The sequence below is a fragment of the Alteribacillus persepolensis genome, assembly GCF_900099605.1.
Lineage (GTDB): Bacteria > Bacillota > Bacilli > Bacillales > Marinococcaceae > Alteribacillus > Alteribacillus persepolensis.
Map to the genome: position 1 here is coordinate 35,484 of NZ_FNDK01000009.1, position 16,233 is coordinate 51,716.

At 40.5% G+C, this 16,233-nt stretch carries 15 protein-coding genes and 1 pseudogene; 3 read left to right on the forward strand and 13 right to left on the reverse strand.

All coding sequences use genetic code 11. The features are described 5' to 3' along the window. Window positions 1-118: 118 nt before the first annotated feature. A complete protein-coding gene (locus BLT18_RS08820; protein WP_091273125.1) occupies window positions 119-1,021 on the reverse strand; it encodes an N-acetylmuramoyl-L-alanine amidase family protein in 903 nt (300 codons plus the stop codon). A 452-nt stretch (window positions 1,022-1,473) separates the two neighbouring features. Here BLT18_RS08820 and BLT18_RS08825 point away from each other — a divergent pair, with 452 nt between their 5' ends. After that, window positions 1,474-2,442 carry a fatty acid desaturase family protein gene (locus BLT18_RS08825; RefSeq protein WP_091273127.1) on the forward strand — a complete coding sequence of 323 codons (969 nt, stop codon included), beginning with the start codon at window positions 1,474-1,476 and terminating at the stop codon, window positions 2,440-2,442. Window positions 2,443-2,473: 31 nt separating this feature from the next. Here the strand turns inward: BLT18_RS08825 and BLT18_RS08830 are convergent, their stop codons facing one another. Both BLT18_RS08830 and BLT18_RS08835 read right to left on the reverse strand, forming a co-directional pair. Continuing rightward, entirely contained in the window at window positions 2,474-3,175 is a 702-nt protein-coding gene (locus tag BLT18_RS08830; RefSeq protein ID WP_091273129.1) for a B3/B4 domain-containing protein, read from the reverse strand. Between the two features lie 26 nt (window positions 3,176-3,201). Next, entirely contained in the window at window positions 3,202-3,807 is a 606-nt protein-coding gene (locus BLT18_RS08835; RefSeq protein WP_091273130.1) for a LysE/ArgO family amino acid transporter, read from the reverse strand. A 129-nt stretch (window positions 3,808-3,936) separates the two neighbouring features. Here BLT18_RS08835 and pdxR point away from each other — a divergent pair, with 129 nt between their 5' ends. Further along, the gene (gene pdxR, locus BLT18_RS08840) at window positions 3,937-5,376 is read left to right on the forward strand and encodes a MocR-like pyridoxine biosynthesis transcription factor PdxR (RefSeq protein ID WP_091273132.1); all 1,440 of its coding nucleotides are present in this window, start codon (window positions 3,937-3,939) and stop codon (window positions 5,374-5,376) included. A 130-nt stretch (window positions 5,377-5,506) separates the two neighbouring features. Here pdxR and BLT18_RS08845 read toward each other — a convergent pair whose 3' ends face one another. The 4 genes and pseudogenes from BLT18_RS08845 to BLT18_RS08855 all read right to left on the reverse strand — a co-directional run bounded on the left by BLT18_RS08845 (window position 5,507) and on the right by BLT18_RS08855 (window position 8,663). After that, complete coding sequence (locus BLT18_RS08845) at window positions 5,507-5,941, reverse strand: DUF2935 domain-containing protein (protein ID WP_091273136.1); 435 nt, start codon at window positions 5,939-5,941, stop codon at window positions 5,507-5,509. A gap of 208 nt (window positions 5,942-6,149) precedes the next feature. After that, window positions 6,150-6,323 (reverse strand): hypothetical protein, encoded by a 174-nt coding sequence (locus BLT18_RS18175; RefSeq protein WP_175487440.1) that lies wholly within the window; start codon window positions 6,321-6,323, stop codon window positions 6,150-6,152. Window positions 6,324-7,040: 717 nt separating this feature from the next. Beyond that, a complete protein-coding gene (locus BLT18_RS08850) occupies window positions 7,041-8,195 on the reverse strand; it encodes a PstS family phosphate ABC transporter substrate-binding protein (protein ID WP_091273138.1) in 1,155 nt (384 codons plus the stop codon). A 56-nt stretch (window positions 8,196-8,251) separates the two neighbouring features. Further along, window positions 8,252-8,663, reverse strand: a pseudogene (locus tag BLT18_RS08855) (Lrp/AsnC family transcriptional regulator). 118 nt (window positions 8,664-8,781) lie between these two features. On the opposite strand from BLT18_RS08855, the gene BLT18_RS08860 reads away from it, so the two are divergent. After that, window positions 8,782-9,543: an MBL fold metallo-hydrolase gene (locus BLT18_RS08860; protein WP_091273140.1), complete on the forward strand. Its 762-nt coding sequence runs from the start codon at window positions 8,782-8,784 to the stop codon at window positions 9,541-9,543. A 135-nt stretch (window positions 9,544-9,678) separates the two neighbouring features. Here the strand turns inward: BLT18_RS08860 and BLT18_RS08865 are convergent, their stop codons facing one another. The 6 genes from BLT18_RS08865 to BLT18_RS08890 all read right to left on the reverse strand — a co-directional run bounded on the left by BLT18_RS08865 (window position 9,679) and on the right by BLT18_RS08890 (window position 16,187). After that, complete coding sequence (locus BLT18_RS08865) at window positions 9,679-10,644, reverse strand: bile acid:sodium symporter family protein (protein ID WP_091273142.1); 966 nt, start codon at window positions 10,642-10,644, stop codon at window positions 9,679-9,681. Between the two features lie 166 nt (window positions 10,645-10,810). Continuing rightward, window positions 10,811-12,070: a benzoate/H(+) symporter BenE family transporter gene (locus tag BLT18_RS08870; RefSeq protein ID WP_091273144.1), complete on the reverse strand. Its 1,260-nt coding sequence runs from the start codon at window positions 12,068-12,070 to the stop codon at window positions 10,811-10,813. A gap of 227 nt (window positions 12,071-12,297) precedes the next feature. Next, window positions 12,298-13,296, reverse strand: a complete 999-nt coding sequence (locus BLT18_RS08875) for an NAD(P)/FAD-dependent oxidoreductase (RefSeq protein ID WP_091273145.1) — start codon at window positions 13,294-13,296, stop codon at window positions 12,298-12,300. A gap of 142 nt (window positions 13,297-13,438) precedes the next feature. Continuing rightward, entirely contained in the window at window positions 13,439-14,458 is a 1,020-nt protein-coding gene (dmpG, locus tag BLT18_RS08880; protein WP_091273147.1) for a 4-hydroxy-2-oxovalerate aldolase, read from the reverse strand. Window positions 14,459-14,479: 21 nt separating this feature from the next. Further along, the gene (locus tag BLT18_RS08885; protein WP_091273148.1) at window positions 14,480-15,379 is read right to left on the reverse strand and encodes an acetaldehyde dehydrogenase (acetylating); all 900 of its coding nucleotides are present in this window, start codon (window positions 15,377-15,379) and stop codon (window positions 14,480-14,482) included. A 22-nt stretch (window positions 15,380-15,401) separates the two neighbouring features. Further along, window positions 15,402-16,187 (reverse strand): 2-keto-4-pentenoate hydratase, encoded by a 786-nt coding sequence (locus tag BLT18_RS08890; protein WP_322787564.1) that lies wholly within the window; start codon window positions 16,185-16,187, stop codon window positions 15,402-15,404. Window positions 16,188-16,233 lie beyond the last annotated feature (46 nt).

The window sequence follows — 16,233 nt, forward strand, 5'->3', positions numbered from 1 at the left end:
TCCCAATCTGTCAACCATTATGAAAAGTTTGTCACTGGGGGTGCAGCATTTCCTTTACCCATCCCTTCCTACTTCATGTCATGCACTAATGAAAAAATAAGCAGGAACCTTCCCCTGCTTATTGTGTTTTGTCTAGTAATCCCATGCGGTTTGCCGCCGTGGCAAATTGTGCTCTCGTTAATGGCCCGTTTGGCCGTTCTCCGTTCAAGACTCCTGCTTCTTCTGCTTTTCTCCACGCCTCAGCGTGCGTCGCGGGAACATTCTCGCTTGGTGGAGCAGCATCAATCAACACCTTCAATGCTAAGGCGTCAGATAAGCTTAGTCTTCTATTTCTGTACTCATCTAACCATTTTTTATCGACAATACCCCGATTGACTGCATCAGACAAATAGTTCTCAAATGCATTTCTCAGTGTAGGACTGTTCGGATACATGATCTCACCCTCCTCCGGGTCGTCTGTCTTTTTCCTTAAATGAAAATAACTCGCTACACCTTCTGCATGACCTCGCGCAATCGCTTGGATGACACCGGGAGTTTTTAACAACGCTGCATCCCGGCTGTTATCTAAAAACAAAGATTCCGTCAGGACAGACACCATCGATTGATACGTTCCCCGAAGCACTGCAAAATTAGCACTTTTCAATCCCCGGTCTGTAATAGGACGGAACCGTTCCATCTGTGACTTAACAGCTGTGTGAAGTGCTCGCTGGAAAGGCACAGAAGCGCTGGAGTTCGTATGCCGAAACGTCTCGATTCCGTTCGCAGCACCATTAAATTTATTAAAATGCACCGCTACAAACCCATCGGCTCCCCAATTTCTAGCCATTTGCGCTCGTGTGTCCAGAGGAATGAACGTATCGGTTGTCCGACTCATCTGTACTTGAACATCCTCATATTCATTCATTAAAATCGTTCTCATATTTAGTCCAACCTGGAGAGTTAATGATTTTTCTATAAGTCCATTGGCAGCAGCACCGCTGTCCGTTCCTCCGTGTCCTGGATCAATAAAAATTTTTACCATCTATCTCCCTCCTCTCCTTTTTCTATTAAAGGATGAAAGGTATTACATCTACTGCATATGCGAGGAGAGAATATTCTAGCACGGCCAACGTACACAGGTAACCCACATTCCGCTCTACTATATAATAAAGGAATATACCAGCAGTCAAGCAACCATCACAGAAATCATTAATTCGAAAGTATCGCCTTCAACAAACTGCTTCTATCCTAGTCACGTCCATACCGTAAAAGTCACAAATACTATAAAATCACTGTAAATAAATATTACACAGAGTTTTCCTTTCTAATATTTTGTAAAAATTGTAAATTTCCGCTTTTTTTAAATATTCACGTGTTATTATCTAAATCGAAGAAAAAAAGAAAGGGGCGATGTCGGGTACTTATGTTGACAGCGAACAGAAAAAAAGAAGAATTTATGGGCTGCTTACTTCAAAATACGAGGAGTGATGCTGAATGGAAAATTTCAAAATCCAAAAAGCACAGTTTTCAAAACGTATAAAGGAAGAATTAAGACCTCTACATAAAAAAAACAACTGGTTTAATGCGTTCAGCTTGACTTATGACTGGAGCATCATTTTTGCATCCGTTATATTTGTTAAAATGTATCCTAGCTGGTGGACCTACCTTATTGCTATTGCGCTTATTGGAAGTAGAATGAGAGCTTTTGATAATTTAATGCATGAATCCAGCCATGGGTTATTATTTAAAAATAGGAAGTTAAATAAATGGGTGGCATGTATCTTTGCTGCATTCCCTGTATTTACCTCTTACACAGCGTATTGTACCTCCCATTATAAACATCATCGTCACTTATGGCACAGTGAAAAAGACCCTGATACGAAACGTTATTCCTTAATTGGACTTGATAAACCACAAACTAGCCTCCGTACATTTGTAAAAAAACATATTATTAAACCACTTACATTAACTCACGTCCCTAAATACGTTTTTGGTACACTTCATGTAAATATACTTTCAAAAGAAGAACCGAAGATTGAAACGTTTGTCAAAATATTTTTCTGGTTAGGTATCGTTAGTACGAGTATCCTCTTTCATTTTTGGCTTGATTTGATTTTATTTTGGCTTGTTCCATTGTTAACCACTTTTCAAATCTTTCGTTATTGGGCTGAAATGGCAGAACACTCCGGCTTAAAGTCTGCACAAGAACTTTACGCGAGCAGAAACACATTTGGTAACCCTCTTGAGCGTTTTTTCTTGCATCCCCATCACGATAATTACCATTTGGTCCATCATTTGTTTCCGGCAATTCCCCATTATAACTTAAAGAAAGCTCATTTAGTTTTAATGAAAGACAAAGAATATCGAGAGGCTCATCACTGTACAGGGTTCTTTAAATCTTTTCTTCCTGGAGTTGCAAGTGTGATAGAAGATATATGCGGAAAATACATCCTTCGAAGATAATAAAGATGGGACGCTATGTCCCATCTCATTTTTAATATGCACAAGTTGGCTGTTTTGCATCTAGATAAAATTCTTCTATTATACACTCATTATTAGCAGGCAGCAGCATATCTTTTAATTCGTTCAATGCTTTGTCAGCCCGTTTTTTCTCATTCTGATTGTGATCAATACATAAAAGGATTTTCTTAGACGACGTATCTATTTTTGTACTGTCCGCATCCTTGTGGTTCCATAAAGCACAAATAACTTGCCTGTCATCAGAATAAACGACAGACGGATAATGCAAAGGTATTGGCTTATTACTGCCTATTGGTACCATCCTTTCTTCTGCCTTCTGATCTGCAAAACGTAAATGTACATTGCCGTTAATCTTATCGAGGTCATAGGCTCCAATACAAAGTCGGTGTTTTAAAGAAATATAATTATAGATATCTACTATCGGATGGATCCCAAAGACATTTTTCCCCTTTTTATATTGTTTAAAAAGAGATTCAAATGAGCTTAGAAATTTACTAGGCTTCACTCCCATATGTTTATAGACGTTTCTCCAGCGCTTTACTTCCTGACGGGTATTAATACCATAAGGGCCCCAGTTCTCATCTAATAATAGGTGCTGGTTTTCTTCTGCAGGAATGTCGGCCGCATATGCCAACGAGCTGCATTGAATCACCGAGCCCGTGACAGCAGCATCTGGGAATGTCTCTAACACATCTGTATGTATTTGAATATTCATCTTTTACCTCCTGCCTTCCACCATCATTACATGGCTTGTATAATCATATACAGTGCGATTGCCATAATCATAAATGCCGATATTTTATTGATTCGTTTCCGCCATGTGAAATGTTTATCTAATTTCCCTATGATTCGGCCGGAATATGCTAACAAGAAGAAATATAGCCAAGAAACACCAATAGATGCAGCGGTAAACATCCATTGTTGGATATCATCATACAGCAGGGAATTCGTTCCAATCACCCCAAATGTGTCTAAAAATGCGTGTGGATTCAAAAGTGACACCGATGACGCAAACAATATTTGCTGTTTACCTGACAAGGGCTTTAATGCCGCACCATTCGATGGATCATCGTTCCAAATCACCCAGGAAATGTATAATAAGAAGAGAATACCGGCGACATACAACACATCTCTTAACCACAAGAACTGATCGACTAGAAATGATGTCCCTAATACCGCAAGTAAAATTAAAATCGTGTCACATATGGAAGCCGTAAACACCGCTGGCGATGCCCTGTATAAGCTGGGCTGTGTTACGCCTTGATTAAAAACGAATAAATTCTGCACACCCAATGGTAAAATTAATCCAGCTGATAAAAGAAACCCATGAAAAAAAGCTTCCCACATAAGCGATAATCCTTTCTCTTGTGATGTTGGTTTTATCTTAGACGGGAAGTTCCTTGTTGTCACCATCCACTTTTATCATCGTAAAACCAGCCACTTTCGAAGTAAAAAAAGAAACCGAGGTCGATAATATTGACAGAAAAATGGATTCCAAACCCTGACAGCCATATTCCTTACTATTTACAAATTAAACAATACATCCTCGACAAAATAAAAAGCGGAGAATGGCACGTCGGTTTTAAGCTCCCTTCCCAACGAAAGTTAGCAGAAGACTTCGGAGTCAACCGCAGCACCGTGATTAATGCATATGACGAGGCTGCAGCTGATGGTTATATCGACTCCTATCAAGGACGCGGCACGATTGTCGTTGATGATTCTCCTGAATCAGAAGAAACCGTTCATCCACCAGACTGGCACGCCTATGCCAAATCTGGAAAACATCATCCTAATACAGCAGTAGTACAATCCATTAATAGAGAAGAATTTAACACAGAGATGATCCGCTTAGGTACCGGAGAGCTTTCCCCGCAATTGTTGCCAGTTCAACAAATGAACGCCTTGTTCCAACACATATCCATCGATGACAAACAGCTGGGCTATGAAGAGCCAAAAGGTTCTCTTCTATTACGAGAGCAAATCAGCGAGCGCGTTTTGACCCTTGGCATTTCTGCAAGCCCTGGCGACATACTTATCACTTCCGGTGCTCTGCAGGGGCTGCAGTTAGTTGCAAGCGGCCTCCTTCAAAAGCAATCAACCGTACTGGTAGAAAAGCCATCGTATTTGTACTCCCTGCAATTGTTACAGTCAGAGAACATCCAGATGGCCGGACTGCCTCTTTACCCTGAAAATTACGAAACAGAAATAGAGAAAGCACGAAAAAAACACAATCCTGCTCTTATGTATACGATTCCGAGCTTTCACAACCCAACCGGCCGATGCATGACAGTGTCACAGCGGGAAGAATTGTTACATGCGTGCAGGAAATACAGCCTTCCTATCATTGAAGATGATGTCTATCATGACCTTTGGCTTGATACTCCCCCTCCTCCTGCGCTGAAATCAATGGATACACATGGCCTGGTTTTATATATGGGGAGTCTCTCGAAGAGTTTAAGTCCAGGACTTCGAATTGGGTGGGTCATCGGGCCGGAAGAAGTGATAGACCGACTAGCAGACATCAAGATGCAGACCGACTACGGCTCCAGCTCCTTGTCGCAAAAGATTGTCTATCATTGGCTAAAAAGCGGAAGGTATGAAGAATATGTGGAACAGATAAGAGAACATCTTCGCAAACGTCGAGACTTTATGCTGAAGCTTTTACATGAGTATTTTCAAGATATCGCTGCGTGGAACACACCAAAAGGTTCGTTTTACATCTGGATTCAATTTCATTCTGAAGTCTCGGTGAACCGTTTATACTACAAGGCGCTCCAAAAAAATATCTTACTCAATCCAGGTACCATTTATGATAAAACAGCTGCGCAATCTCTCAGATTATCATTTGCCTATGCCTCCTATGAGGAAATGGAATATGGAATAAAAACCTTAAGGGAATTAATATCAATCAAATAAGGCCAATACCGATGACCAATCTTCTCCCTCCCCCTCTATAAGTGATTGACCGGCTCATCAATAACTCCCTCTCATTACTGCCTGAATAAGAAAACACTCCTATTTTTATCTAGGAGTGTTCCAGCCGTTTTTACATCGTTTGCTGATTATACAAAAGCGCTTGGGCAATCCCAATAAAATATTCGGATTCCCTTATGATATGGTCAATCACCACTTGAGCGGTCGGGTTTTGACTGACCGCCTGGCTTTGTGTTTTAATTTGCCGGCACAGTTCAATAAAATCCTCACTCTGCTTTAAACAAAACGATACTAACCTTAAAACTTCCTGCATTAAAGCGGGTGATAACGTCTTATTCGAACGAATTACCGATTCAATAAAGCGGAGAATGTACTGATGTGTTTCTGCCAGCGCTTTTTCCCATTCATTTAATGCATCGACATATTCCTGTTCCAATCCCGATACTAGTTCTCGAATGACAACCGTATGTTCTTCTTCCTGATGTTTCCAAAATTCGGCTTCATCCAAAATCCGTAAAGGCATTTGTGAACCATAATAAAATTGCAATCTCCTGCCCCCTTTATATTACTGCTTCAATATATGAGGGCGTTCTTTGCTTTATGCAGACTTGTCTATAAGAGAAATGCAAATGAAATGATCAATCTGCTTTCCTCACTCTGTTCTCCCATTCTTTTAACTACGACGTGAGAAAATGAGATTATTTGTTTCCTATTACTGTTTCATTGCCCTATATTCGAGCCCGCGTTCACTCAATCTATTCGCCGGCCTGACTATTTCCTTTACTATCCCTATGTATTTTCTTGAGAGTGGTATTAATATTTTGTAAGCTTAATAAAATAAAGCCCAGCATAAGAAAAGTAATTAATTCTCCTGTAAAAACAGATATAATTCCGAGTATTAAAAAATATAAACCATACCACCAGTTCATGATGAACTCTTCCCTCCTTTATGTATGTGGAGCTTCGCTTTCCTTTGCCTGCGCTCCGCAGTCATTTTTTCACATCCCCAATACTTGTACAATGCGTATTGTGGAAAGAGAGTTAAATATATCTTTAATGAAAGCTTTCTACATGACTATGCAAAGATATAAAACAGCTCTTTTATGGCAGCAAAACATATGATCACAGCTGTAATGATATAGGCATATCCTAATATCTTTCTATCTTCCAATCCGCTCAAAAAGAAAAATATCGTCAGAAAAGACAAAAGTATCATATCAGGGAACGCAATGCGCCGAATAAAAAATGATAAAATCCAACACCAATAGCAGCTACCGCCAGCATAACGTTAATAGCACTCCATATCTGCATAAATAAAGAATCCCTTTATCCAATAACCTTTCTCATTATCACAAAATAATGTTTTATGCCAGATCACATACGACACCAGCAAAGTACAATTATTTCACAAAAAAGTTCAGCTGAGGGAAAAGAATTTCTCTTGTATTCGCGAACGGTCCTGTTCCAGATACAGAAGTTAACCCCATTGTGGAAACTGCGTCCGGTAATAGCGTCACACGAACCTCCGTACCGAAAGTACGCGGCAGATTTCACAAAACATAAGACACGGCTGACTTCGAACCTTCAAGTACAGGAGATGGATCGCTGCTCGTATACAGATTTCCCTAAAATGATTGGAGACATCTCTAAAACGAATCATCAATCGGTACGTACCCTGTCTTTTCAATCAGTGTCTGCCCCTCATCAGACAATACCCATTCGATAAAAGCATCAACGTTCGGGTTATCCGTTCCGTTTGTAATCGCAAAAAACTCACTCGTTAATGGATATTTCTCTTGTTGGATGGATGTGACGTCTGGTTTTATTCCATCTACTTGCAAAAGCTTGATGCTGTTGTTTTCTACCATCTCTGTCGCAAAATATCGATAGGAAAAACCGACAGCGTTGCGGTGATTTCGATAATCCGAAGCCTTTTCAATAATACCGCCCATGCCGTTGATGCGTTGATCTACAGGCGGAGTCATAATCGGTGTGCCATCCATCATGTTTTGCAGTCCCGTCTGGCTGCCGCTTCCTTCTGGCCGCTGGAAAGCTATAATGTCTTGATTACGTCCGCCCACTTCTTTCCAGTTCGTCATGTCACCAGCGTAAATGCCTTGCAGTTCCTCTACGGTTACACTATCTACAGGATTACTCTCATGTACAAAGAACACAAATGCCTCTTTACCAATAGGTACCTGTTTGGCATCTGGTCCAAGCTTTTCCTCTTGGCTGCTGGACGGGCCGGCTGCAAATATAATATCTACTTCTTGGGCTGCTAATCTCTCATAAGCACGATTAGTTTTTAATGCCACAACATCACTTTTATTCGGATTGTGATGCGGATACGTATCTTCTGGATAAACCGCACGCACAAATGCAGCATAAACAGGGTATAAAGCAGTGGCACCGTCAAGCGTTGGCAGATTCTCTGTCATTTGAAATTCAGCAGTTTCTTCTAATGAAACAACGTTTGTATTCTCACGAAATGGTTCATATTCCGCTAAATCTACTTCTGCCTGCTGTATTTCAATATGATTGATATACGCTTCGTATCCACGATAGCTTGCTAGAGGAATAATGATAATGAATAAAGGAAGCAGCACTCTCATCCTGGCCGACACACTTCTCCATCCTCCTAGAATCCATATACTCCCAATAATAAACACACTGCCAGCGATGACACCAACATATATGTAGCCATTCTCCGCGGACATCAGCATAGACATACCGACTGCAATAACACTGAAAAACCCAAAGACAACCGTAAATAACAGCATTCCCAATATCCGTTTCACCATGATAAGTGCCCCTCTCCCCTCTTATGTTTCGTGACTTCCTCCATCTTCTTGGCAGACTATTTCTTAATCACTATCGATAATTTATAGTTGGCGTATTCGTTTAAATCTACCAAAAACTGATCTAAGCGCTCATTCGATGGAAATTTACATTCCAGCAGATAACAGCCATCTCCACTGATTTTGTAGTTATTGATCATATATTTGTTGTGTGCGTCAACAAACGATAAATACGGCTTGTGATTCGCTGTTTTTGTATAGATATTGATCAACGCATGCACATGCCGCCCAAGTCTCTCATCATTCACCTTAATCATATGTTCTTCAATCACACGACTATCTTCTAACTTTGCCACTCGCAGCGCAGCGGCTTGTCCCGTTAAATGAACCTTATCCCCCCAATTCCTTCATCGTTATCCGACTGTTTTTGGACAATTCATCCAAAATACGCATATCTGTATAATCCAGCACGCATTCCAATCCTTTCATTTATCAAGTATAACGGCAGCCAAACTTGATATGATCTATGTATTCGCTCACTGGCCTTAGTGTAAACTACACACGTATGAAAAGGAAAGGAATGGTAAACATGAATATCCGCCATATTCGAAATGCTACACTCGTCGTTGAATATGCAGAGAAAACATTTTTAATCGATCCTTATTTAGCCGACAAGGGTGCGTATCCGCCTTTCCCTCATTCGGTCAGGCAAAAGCAAAACAATCCATTAGTTCCCTTACCAATATCCATTGATGATATTCTCCGTGACGTTGATGCGGTTATTGTTACTCATCTTCACCCTGACCACTTTGATGATGCGGCCAAAGATCTATTGCCAAAAGACATGCCCATGTTTGTACAAAACGAAGACGATAAAAAAGAAGTACAAAACGCCGGCTTTAAGCAGGTAGAAGTTCTGCAGGAAAATACGTCTTTTCAAGATATAACGTTAAGCAAAACAAAAGGAGAACACGGCAGAGGAGAAATCCTGAAAATGGCCGGCGAAGTCTGCGGTGTCGTCTTGAAACACCCCGAAGAAAAAACATTATATGTCGCAGGAGACACCGTGTGGTATGAAGGCGTTCAAGAAGAAATCAATACTCATCAGCCGGATATTATTGTGGTCAACGACGGCGATAACCAATTTCTAGAAGGCGGATCGCTGGTTATGGGGAAAGAAGATATCGATGAAGTACACAAAGCAGCTCCCCATGCACAAATCATCGTTGTTCATATGGAAGCGGTGAACCACTGGACGTTGTCTAGAGACGAACTAAAAAGCTTTGTAAACGAGAAAAGCATCTCCACGAACGTGTTCGTGCCTGATGACGGCGACTCCTATGCATTTTAATAACTTAAGCAAAAGCAGACAGAAAAACTATTTCTGCCTGCTTTTTTCATTTATTTGGATGAAAAAAATTAAAGCCTTTCACTTACATCGTAAGGCAGTCATTGTAATTAGATAAAGCAAAGATACATACCTTTTCTAGGACGATAATTGATTTTGCTGCTGGCCAATGTTTCTCCCTGATTGTCGATGTCCCAAACGGTTAGCGATAAATGAACCAACTGACAGGTTAATAATGGTATTGATAATGGGCGGCGCAGCTCCAAGCTCTCCTATAAATTCAAAAGCTAATATCGCAGCCAAAGCTGTGTTGCACAGCCCAACATGAAATAAAATGGCACGTGCGTCTTCCTCTTTTGTCCTAGCCTTTTTGGCAATGTAATAGCCAAGCCCCATCGGCAGTGCGACTTGAATAAAAATAACGACAACCAGCAATGGCAGCAGTTCGATGCGTGAAGCAATCGCTTCAGCTCCTTCCCCGACAATAATATGTACGATACACAAAAGAGCAAGAGAAGATCCCAATTTCGTTAAAGGTTTGGAGTACTGAATCGCTTGAGGGAAAAGCCGCTGCACAAAAATCCCGACAGATAATGGCAGAATAACAATTAAAACAAATGATTGTAACAGATCAATAAATGTAATACTCACTTGATTATCGGGTATATTCATCATAGCAAGCAGTGTCACAAGAGGACTGATACCAGTGTCTATTAAGGATCCTGCAATCACTAAAGCGGTGTTTCCGCCTGCTAAAAACGTGTACAGTGTAGCAGCCGTCGCACTGGGAACTGTTCCGGATAATATGAGCCCGGCAGCAATCTCTGCTTCTTCAGAAAAGAATATGTACGCTAAAGCAATAGAGATAAAAACCGTCACCGTCCACTTCAAAAAGGCGGCCAACAATAATACTTTTTTCTTCTGTTTTATCCCTCGAACGGCCCCTAGATTCATAGAAAGACCCGTAAAGAAAATGACGATGCCTAACAGAAAGCTCGGAATCCATGCAGCCGTTTCTAAATAAACCGGAGAGAAATATGTCACTATTGCAGTAAATACGATAAGAAAAGGAAGCCTTTTTGAAATCTCCTCAATGAATGCCATCACTCTTCTTGTCCTTTCTTCCAACGGATATTACATTAAAAATGTGTTACCCTCATCCTATCATGACATCGTGTTGTTTTCTCCGCTTTATATGAATAATAGGAATGAGGGTTGCTTAACGCTTACCGTTATATTTTTATAATATTCAGTTTATTTTAAAAACAAGCTACTTCGCCATTTGTACAGATTCTTCGCCATTTTTATCATAACGTTCGAATTTTTGTTGTTTAAAATCTGCTGTTTCTATGAACAAAGACACAACGACACCAAACACTAAAGCCCAAAAAGATGACCCAATTCCTAATAACGTAATATCAGATGCAGCTGTCAAAAAAGCAATGAGAGCGCCCATTTTGTAATTTGAAGCCCCTAAGGAGCCTCCAATAGTTGTGATGAGTACACTCATTAACGCCAGTCCTGCGATAATGGCTGGTATGAAACCTGGAGTTATTTCTAATAATGATACGAGAATACCATAAAAAGGGGCGGCCACGAAAAATATTATCCCTACAATTACGGCACTCACCCATCTAGCCTCTAACTTCCCTGATTCAGGTGAAGAACAGATGCCTGTCATAGGAGCAGCAATACAAAGACTGTGCAAGTTAAAAAATGACCCAACGATTGTTCCAATTCCGTTCGCCGAGGTAATACCGTTGGTTGGAACTTGTTTAAAGCCCACCGACTTTAACAACCCCACTCCTGCAGGTGTTTCCATTCCAATAAGAATAATTGTCAAAGGTAATCCATAAGCAAGAAAAGCTGACAAGGTGAACTCTGGAAGAACAAAGCTTGGATAGTTAACCACAAATTCGACACCGGTAAAGCTAATATCACTAATAAATATATAAAGCAATCCTATCATTAGTGCACCAAGCACTGCCGGAAACTTCGGCAAATACTTAGTCACAATGAAAAAAGCTGATATCATTAAAATTGCTGGAATAAAAGCATTTTCCAAAGGTGTTATCATCCCTAATCCAAAACTGAGCAATACGCCTCCAACCATCCCCATAATAATGGGAGATGGAATGTAGTGTATCAGCTTACCCATCAAGCCAGACTTCCCAATAATAAAGCTTAAAACACCAGCAATCAATGTCGCCCCTAGTGCAGGACCTAATCCCACAGAAGGTATAACTGCTGTAAATAACAAAGCCCCTGGAATAGAAGTGGCCATAGGTATTGGCTGTCGATAATAAGTTGGAATGAAAATTCCAAATAATCCACAAAGTAGAAACTGTCCCGTGACCCATGCTATGATAAAATTGGGATTTAGTCCCGCGGCTTGTCCTGCACTTATCATTACTACTCCAGCACTCAAACCAAAAATGCCTGCTGCCATACCAGTACCAGTATTTCTAGGGTTAATGTCACTTATAAAATCAGAAACCCCATTCTGGAAACCCACTTTATTTTCCGTCATTTAACTCCCCCTAAATCTGTTTATCGTGTGTACGTCTTCGTGACTAGTCAGCATTTTTTCTTCCCTTTCCGTATTATTCTGAAATAACATAGTGGGACTGTTGCTTGCAAAATTGACAAGGGATTGAAGACATGAATTTTACAATGTGTGGTACTTCCATTGCTCGCAGTCCATCTTTTACATGCTGTGGACACACCCGTACCATACCGTTCCTCCTCTCTCATTTATTAAGCAAATATCGACGTGCTATGCTGTGGCTGTAATTTAGCTTTAGGATCCAGACAGGACTTTGCGTTACTAACAGCTACAGGTGCCTCGCCAAATCCAGTAGCGATTAATTTCACCTTGCCGTCATAGGTACATATATCTCCAGCTGCATAGACCCCTGGAATATTTGTTTCCATCTTTGAGTTGACAACAATTGAATTTTTTTCAATTTCTAATCCCCATTCCTTCATAGGTCCTAATGAAGCTATAAATCCAAAATTGACAATAACATCATCCACTTCTAAGAACTGAAGTTCATCTTCCTCTTTACTGTGTTGTATCACTACTTCTTGAATACCATTGCTGTTTCCCCTTATACTGTAGGGCACATAAGGCGTTTTTATATTAACACCGCTGCTAAATAATTGCTTGATGCTATGCTCATGCGCGCGAAACTTTTCTCTTCGATGAATAAGGGTTACACTCTTAGCTAATGGCTCTAACATGAGCGACCAGTCCACAGCCGAATCGCCACCACCGAAAATCACTACATTCTTTCCTTTAAATTGATTTAAATCTTTAATAAAGTAGTGTAAATTTTGGTCTTCATATGATACAGCTTCATCTAGCTGGAGCTTTCTTGGCCGAAATGCTCCATTACCTGCAGTAAGTACTACTGTTTTGGTGTAATGTTCTCCCCGATTTGTGGTTAGTTTAATCGTTCCATCTTCCAGGGTCTCCAGGGTTTCTGCCATTTCTCCAACACAAACGGCAGGGTTAAAATAATTGGCTTGCTCCAATAATTGATTGACCAGTTCTTGGGCTTTTACTTTTGGAAAACCAGCAACATCATAAATGTATTTTTCTGGATAAAGAGCAGCCAGTTGACCTCCCAATTGCGGGAGGCTTTCAATAATTTTTACTGACATCTGCCTTAAACCTGCGTAAAAGGCTGTAAATAAACCGGCAGGCCCACCACCAATAATGGTAATATCATATTTTTCGTGATGTTCTTTCATATAAAAACCTCTTTCTACATTTATGATATGTTATTAAAGGAATGTGTTATATTGCTATATTTTTTACTTGATGAATACGTTGAGGATCACTTAGAAAAATGGGGGAAATTTTTTCAACGAACTTTTCATTCGAAGAAAAAAATTAAATATGCATTGGATTTTCATTTTTAGCCATTTCTTGAGCAATATCTACAATCATGTCTTCTTGGCCGCCTACTGCTTTTAACTCCCCAAGTTTAACGAGAATATCACGGGTATCTACATTGTATTTTTCAGCTGCACGGCGTGCGTGAAGCAAAAAACTTGAGTATACCCCCGCATAACCCATTGCTAAACTATCTTTTGTGATTTCTTGAGGCTTAGGAAGTAAAGGTGCCACTTGATATTCAGCAACATCCATAATCTTGTACATATCAACTCCTGTTGAAATTCCTAGCTTTTCTAGTACACCGATTAAGACTTCCGTTTGCGTATTACCAGCACCTGCCCCTAGACAACGAATGCTTCCATCAATACGTGAAGCCCCCGCGTGGATAGCTTCGATGGTATTTCCCATGGCTACAGACAGATTATTATGACCATGAAATCCAATTTCTACTCCCAATTCTTCCTTAAGCGCTTTGATTCGTTCTTTCACTTGATGAGGCAAGAGCGCACCTGCTGAATCTACCACGTAAACGATATCTGCCCCGTAACTTTCCATCAGTTTGGCCTGCTCCACCAGTTTTGTCGTAGGTACCATATGCGCCATCATTAAAAAACCTACAGTCTCCATGTCCATTTCTTTTGCTAGATTAATATGTTGGGCTGACACATCTGCTTCAGTTACATGAGTGGCAACTCTTGCCATATGAACACCAAGCTCTCGCGCTTGTTGCAAATGTTTTTTTGTTCCAATACCGGGGAGCAATAAAGTGGCAATTTTGGAGTTATGACTCTTCGCCACTGCCGCTTCGATTAACTTCATCTCATCCACTTTGGAGCGGCCATATTGAAGAGATGACCCTCCTAAACCATCCCCATGTGCCACTTCGATATATGGAACATTTGCTTTGTCTAAATGTTCTACAATTGTTTCCACTTGATTTATTGTAAATTGATGGGAAACTGCATGACTTCCATCACGCAATGCTACCTCTGTAATTAAAACATCTTTTTTCATCGTTTTCGATACACCCTCTCATTAATTTGCTGGCGAATCCGCTGCTGGGCTCAATTCAGCCATTTGCTCAGCGACACGAACAGAGGCCGCTGTCATAATATCAAGGTTTCCAGAATAAGACGGCAGATAGTGACCAGCCCCTTCAACCTCCATAAACATAGTAACTGTATTCCCATCAAAAATGGGCTCTGCTCGTAATTTGTATCCTGGGACATATTGCTGGACTTCTTTCACAACATTGTGAATTGATTCTGTAATCTCCATTTCGTTAGCCTCTGCATCATCTAACTCACAATAAACCGTATCTCTCATAAGTATAGGAGGTTCCGCCGGATTCAATATAATAATTGCTTTTCCTGTATTAGCGCCCCCAATATTTTCAATTCCCCATGAAGTTGTCTGTGTGAACTCATCAATATTTTCCCTTGTCCCTGGCCCTGCACTTTTACTTGAAATCGTTGCCACAATTTCAGCATAAGCCACGGATTGTATTCGATTGACAGCATGTACAACCGGAATCGTTGCTTGCCCCCCACACGTGATTAAATTTAAATCTTTTTCATCTGTTAGCCTATCAAGATTAACCGGCGGTACCACCGCTGGACCCAGCTTAGCTGGTGTTAAATCCAGTATTTTCGTAGAAAAAGGTTTTAGCTGTTCGGCATTTGCTATATGAGCTTTTGCTGATGTCGCATCAAACACGACATCCGGCATATTCTTTTTGTTTTTTTCTATGAATTCCTTGATACCTTGCGAATACGTAAGGATTTTATTATCTCTCGCTATCCTTAGACCTTCCGATGCATGGTCAATCCCAATGACACCGGTAAGGTCTAATTTATCTGATTCCATAATTTTGAACATTAAATCTGTCCCGATATTTCCGGAGCCTATAATGGCAACTTTCAACTGTTGACTCATTATTAAGGCTCACCTCCTTTTATTAAAGATTAACACTCACAGTACCAAGGTTCTCCACTTCGACTTCAAAGAGATCTCCTTCTTGTCCTTCTATGGCTTTGGACAGAGCACCTGATAATATAACTTCTCCTGCTTCTAAAGAAATATTAAAATGTGATAGGCGATTGGCAAGCCAAGCCACACATATAGCCGGATGGCCTAACGCCTCTAAACCAGCTCCTCGGTTTATCACATTACCATTTCGATACAAAACCATGCCCAGTTCTGATAAGTCATATTTATGAGGTTCTACAGGCTCATCACCGAGTACATAAAGACCAGAAGATGCATTATCTGCTACCGTGTCTTTTAATGTAATTTTCCACTCCTGCACTCTACTGTCTACAATCTCAATTGCCGGCAACACATAACGCGTCGCATTCAACACCTCTTCCATGGTCACATTGGGTCCTTGCAAAGTTTTATCCAAAACAAATGCGATTTCCCCTTCTACTTTTGGCTGTAGAAGTTTTCCTTTTGGAACTTTTTCTCCGTTTTTTACTTGCATTGTGTTTAATAAGTGGCCGTAATCAGGTTCATTTACACCAAGCAATTCCTGCATAGGCTTCGATGTAAGGCCTATCTTCTTCCCCATTACCTGCTGCCCTTCTTGTTTTTTTCGTTTAATGTTCTCTAACTGAATGTAGTATGCGTCATCTACAGTCATTTCCGGCCAGAAGTCTACTAATGGTTTAATAGACTTCCCTGTCATTTCTGCATCATACAACTTCTGTGATAAATCACTTATATTTGCGTATTTGGTTGTCACCAAAGACTCCTCCTATAGTGTTGTATTTATTAGATTCCCTGCTATG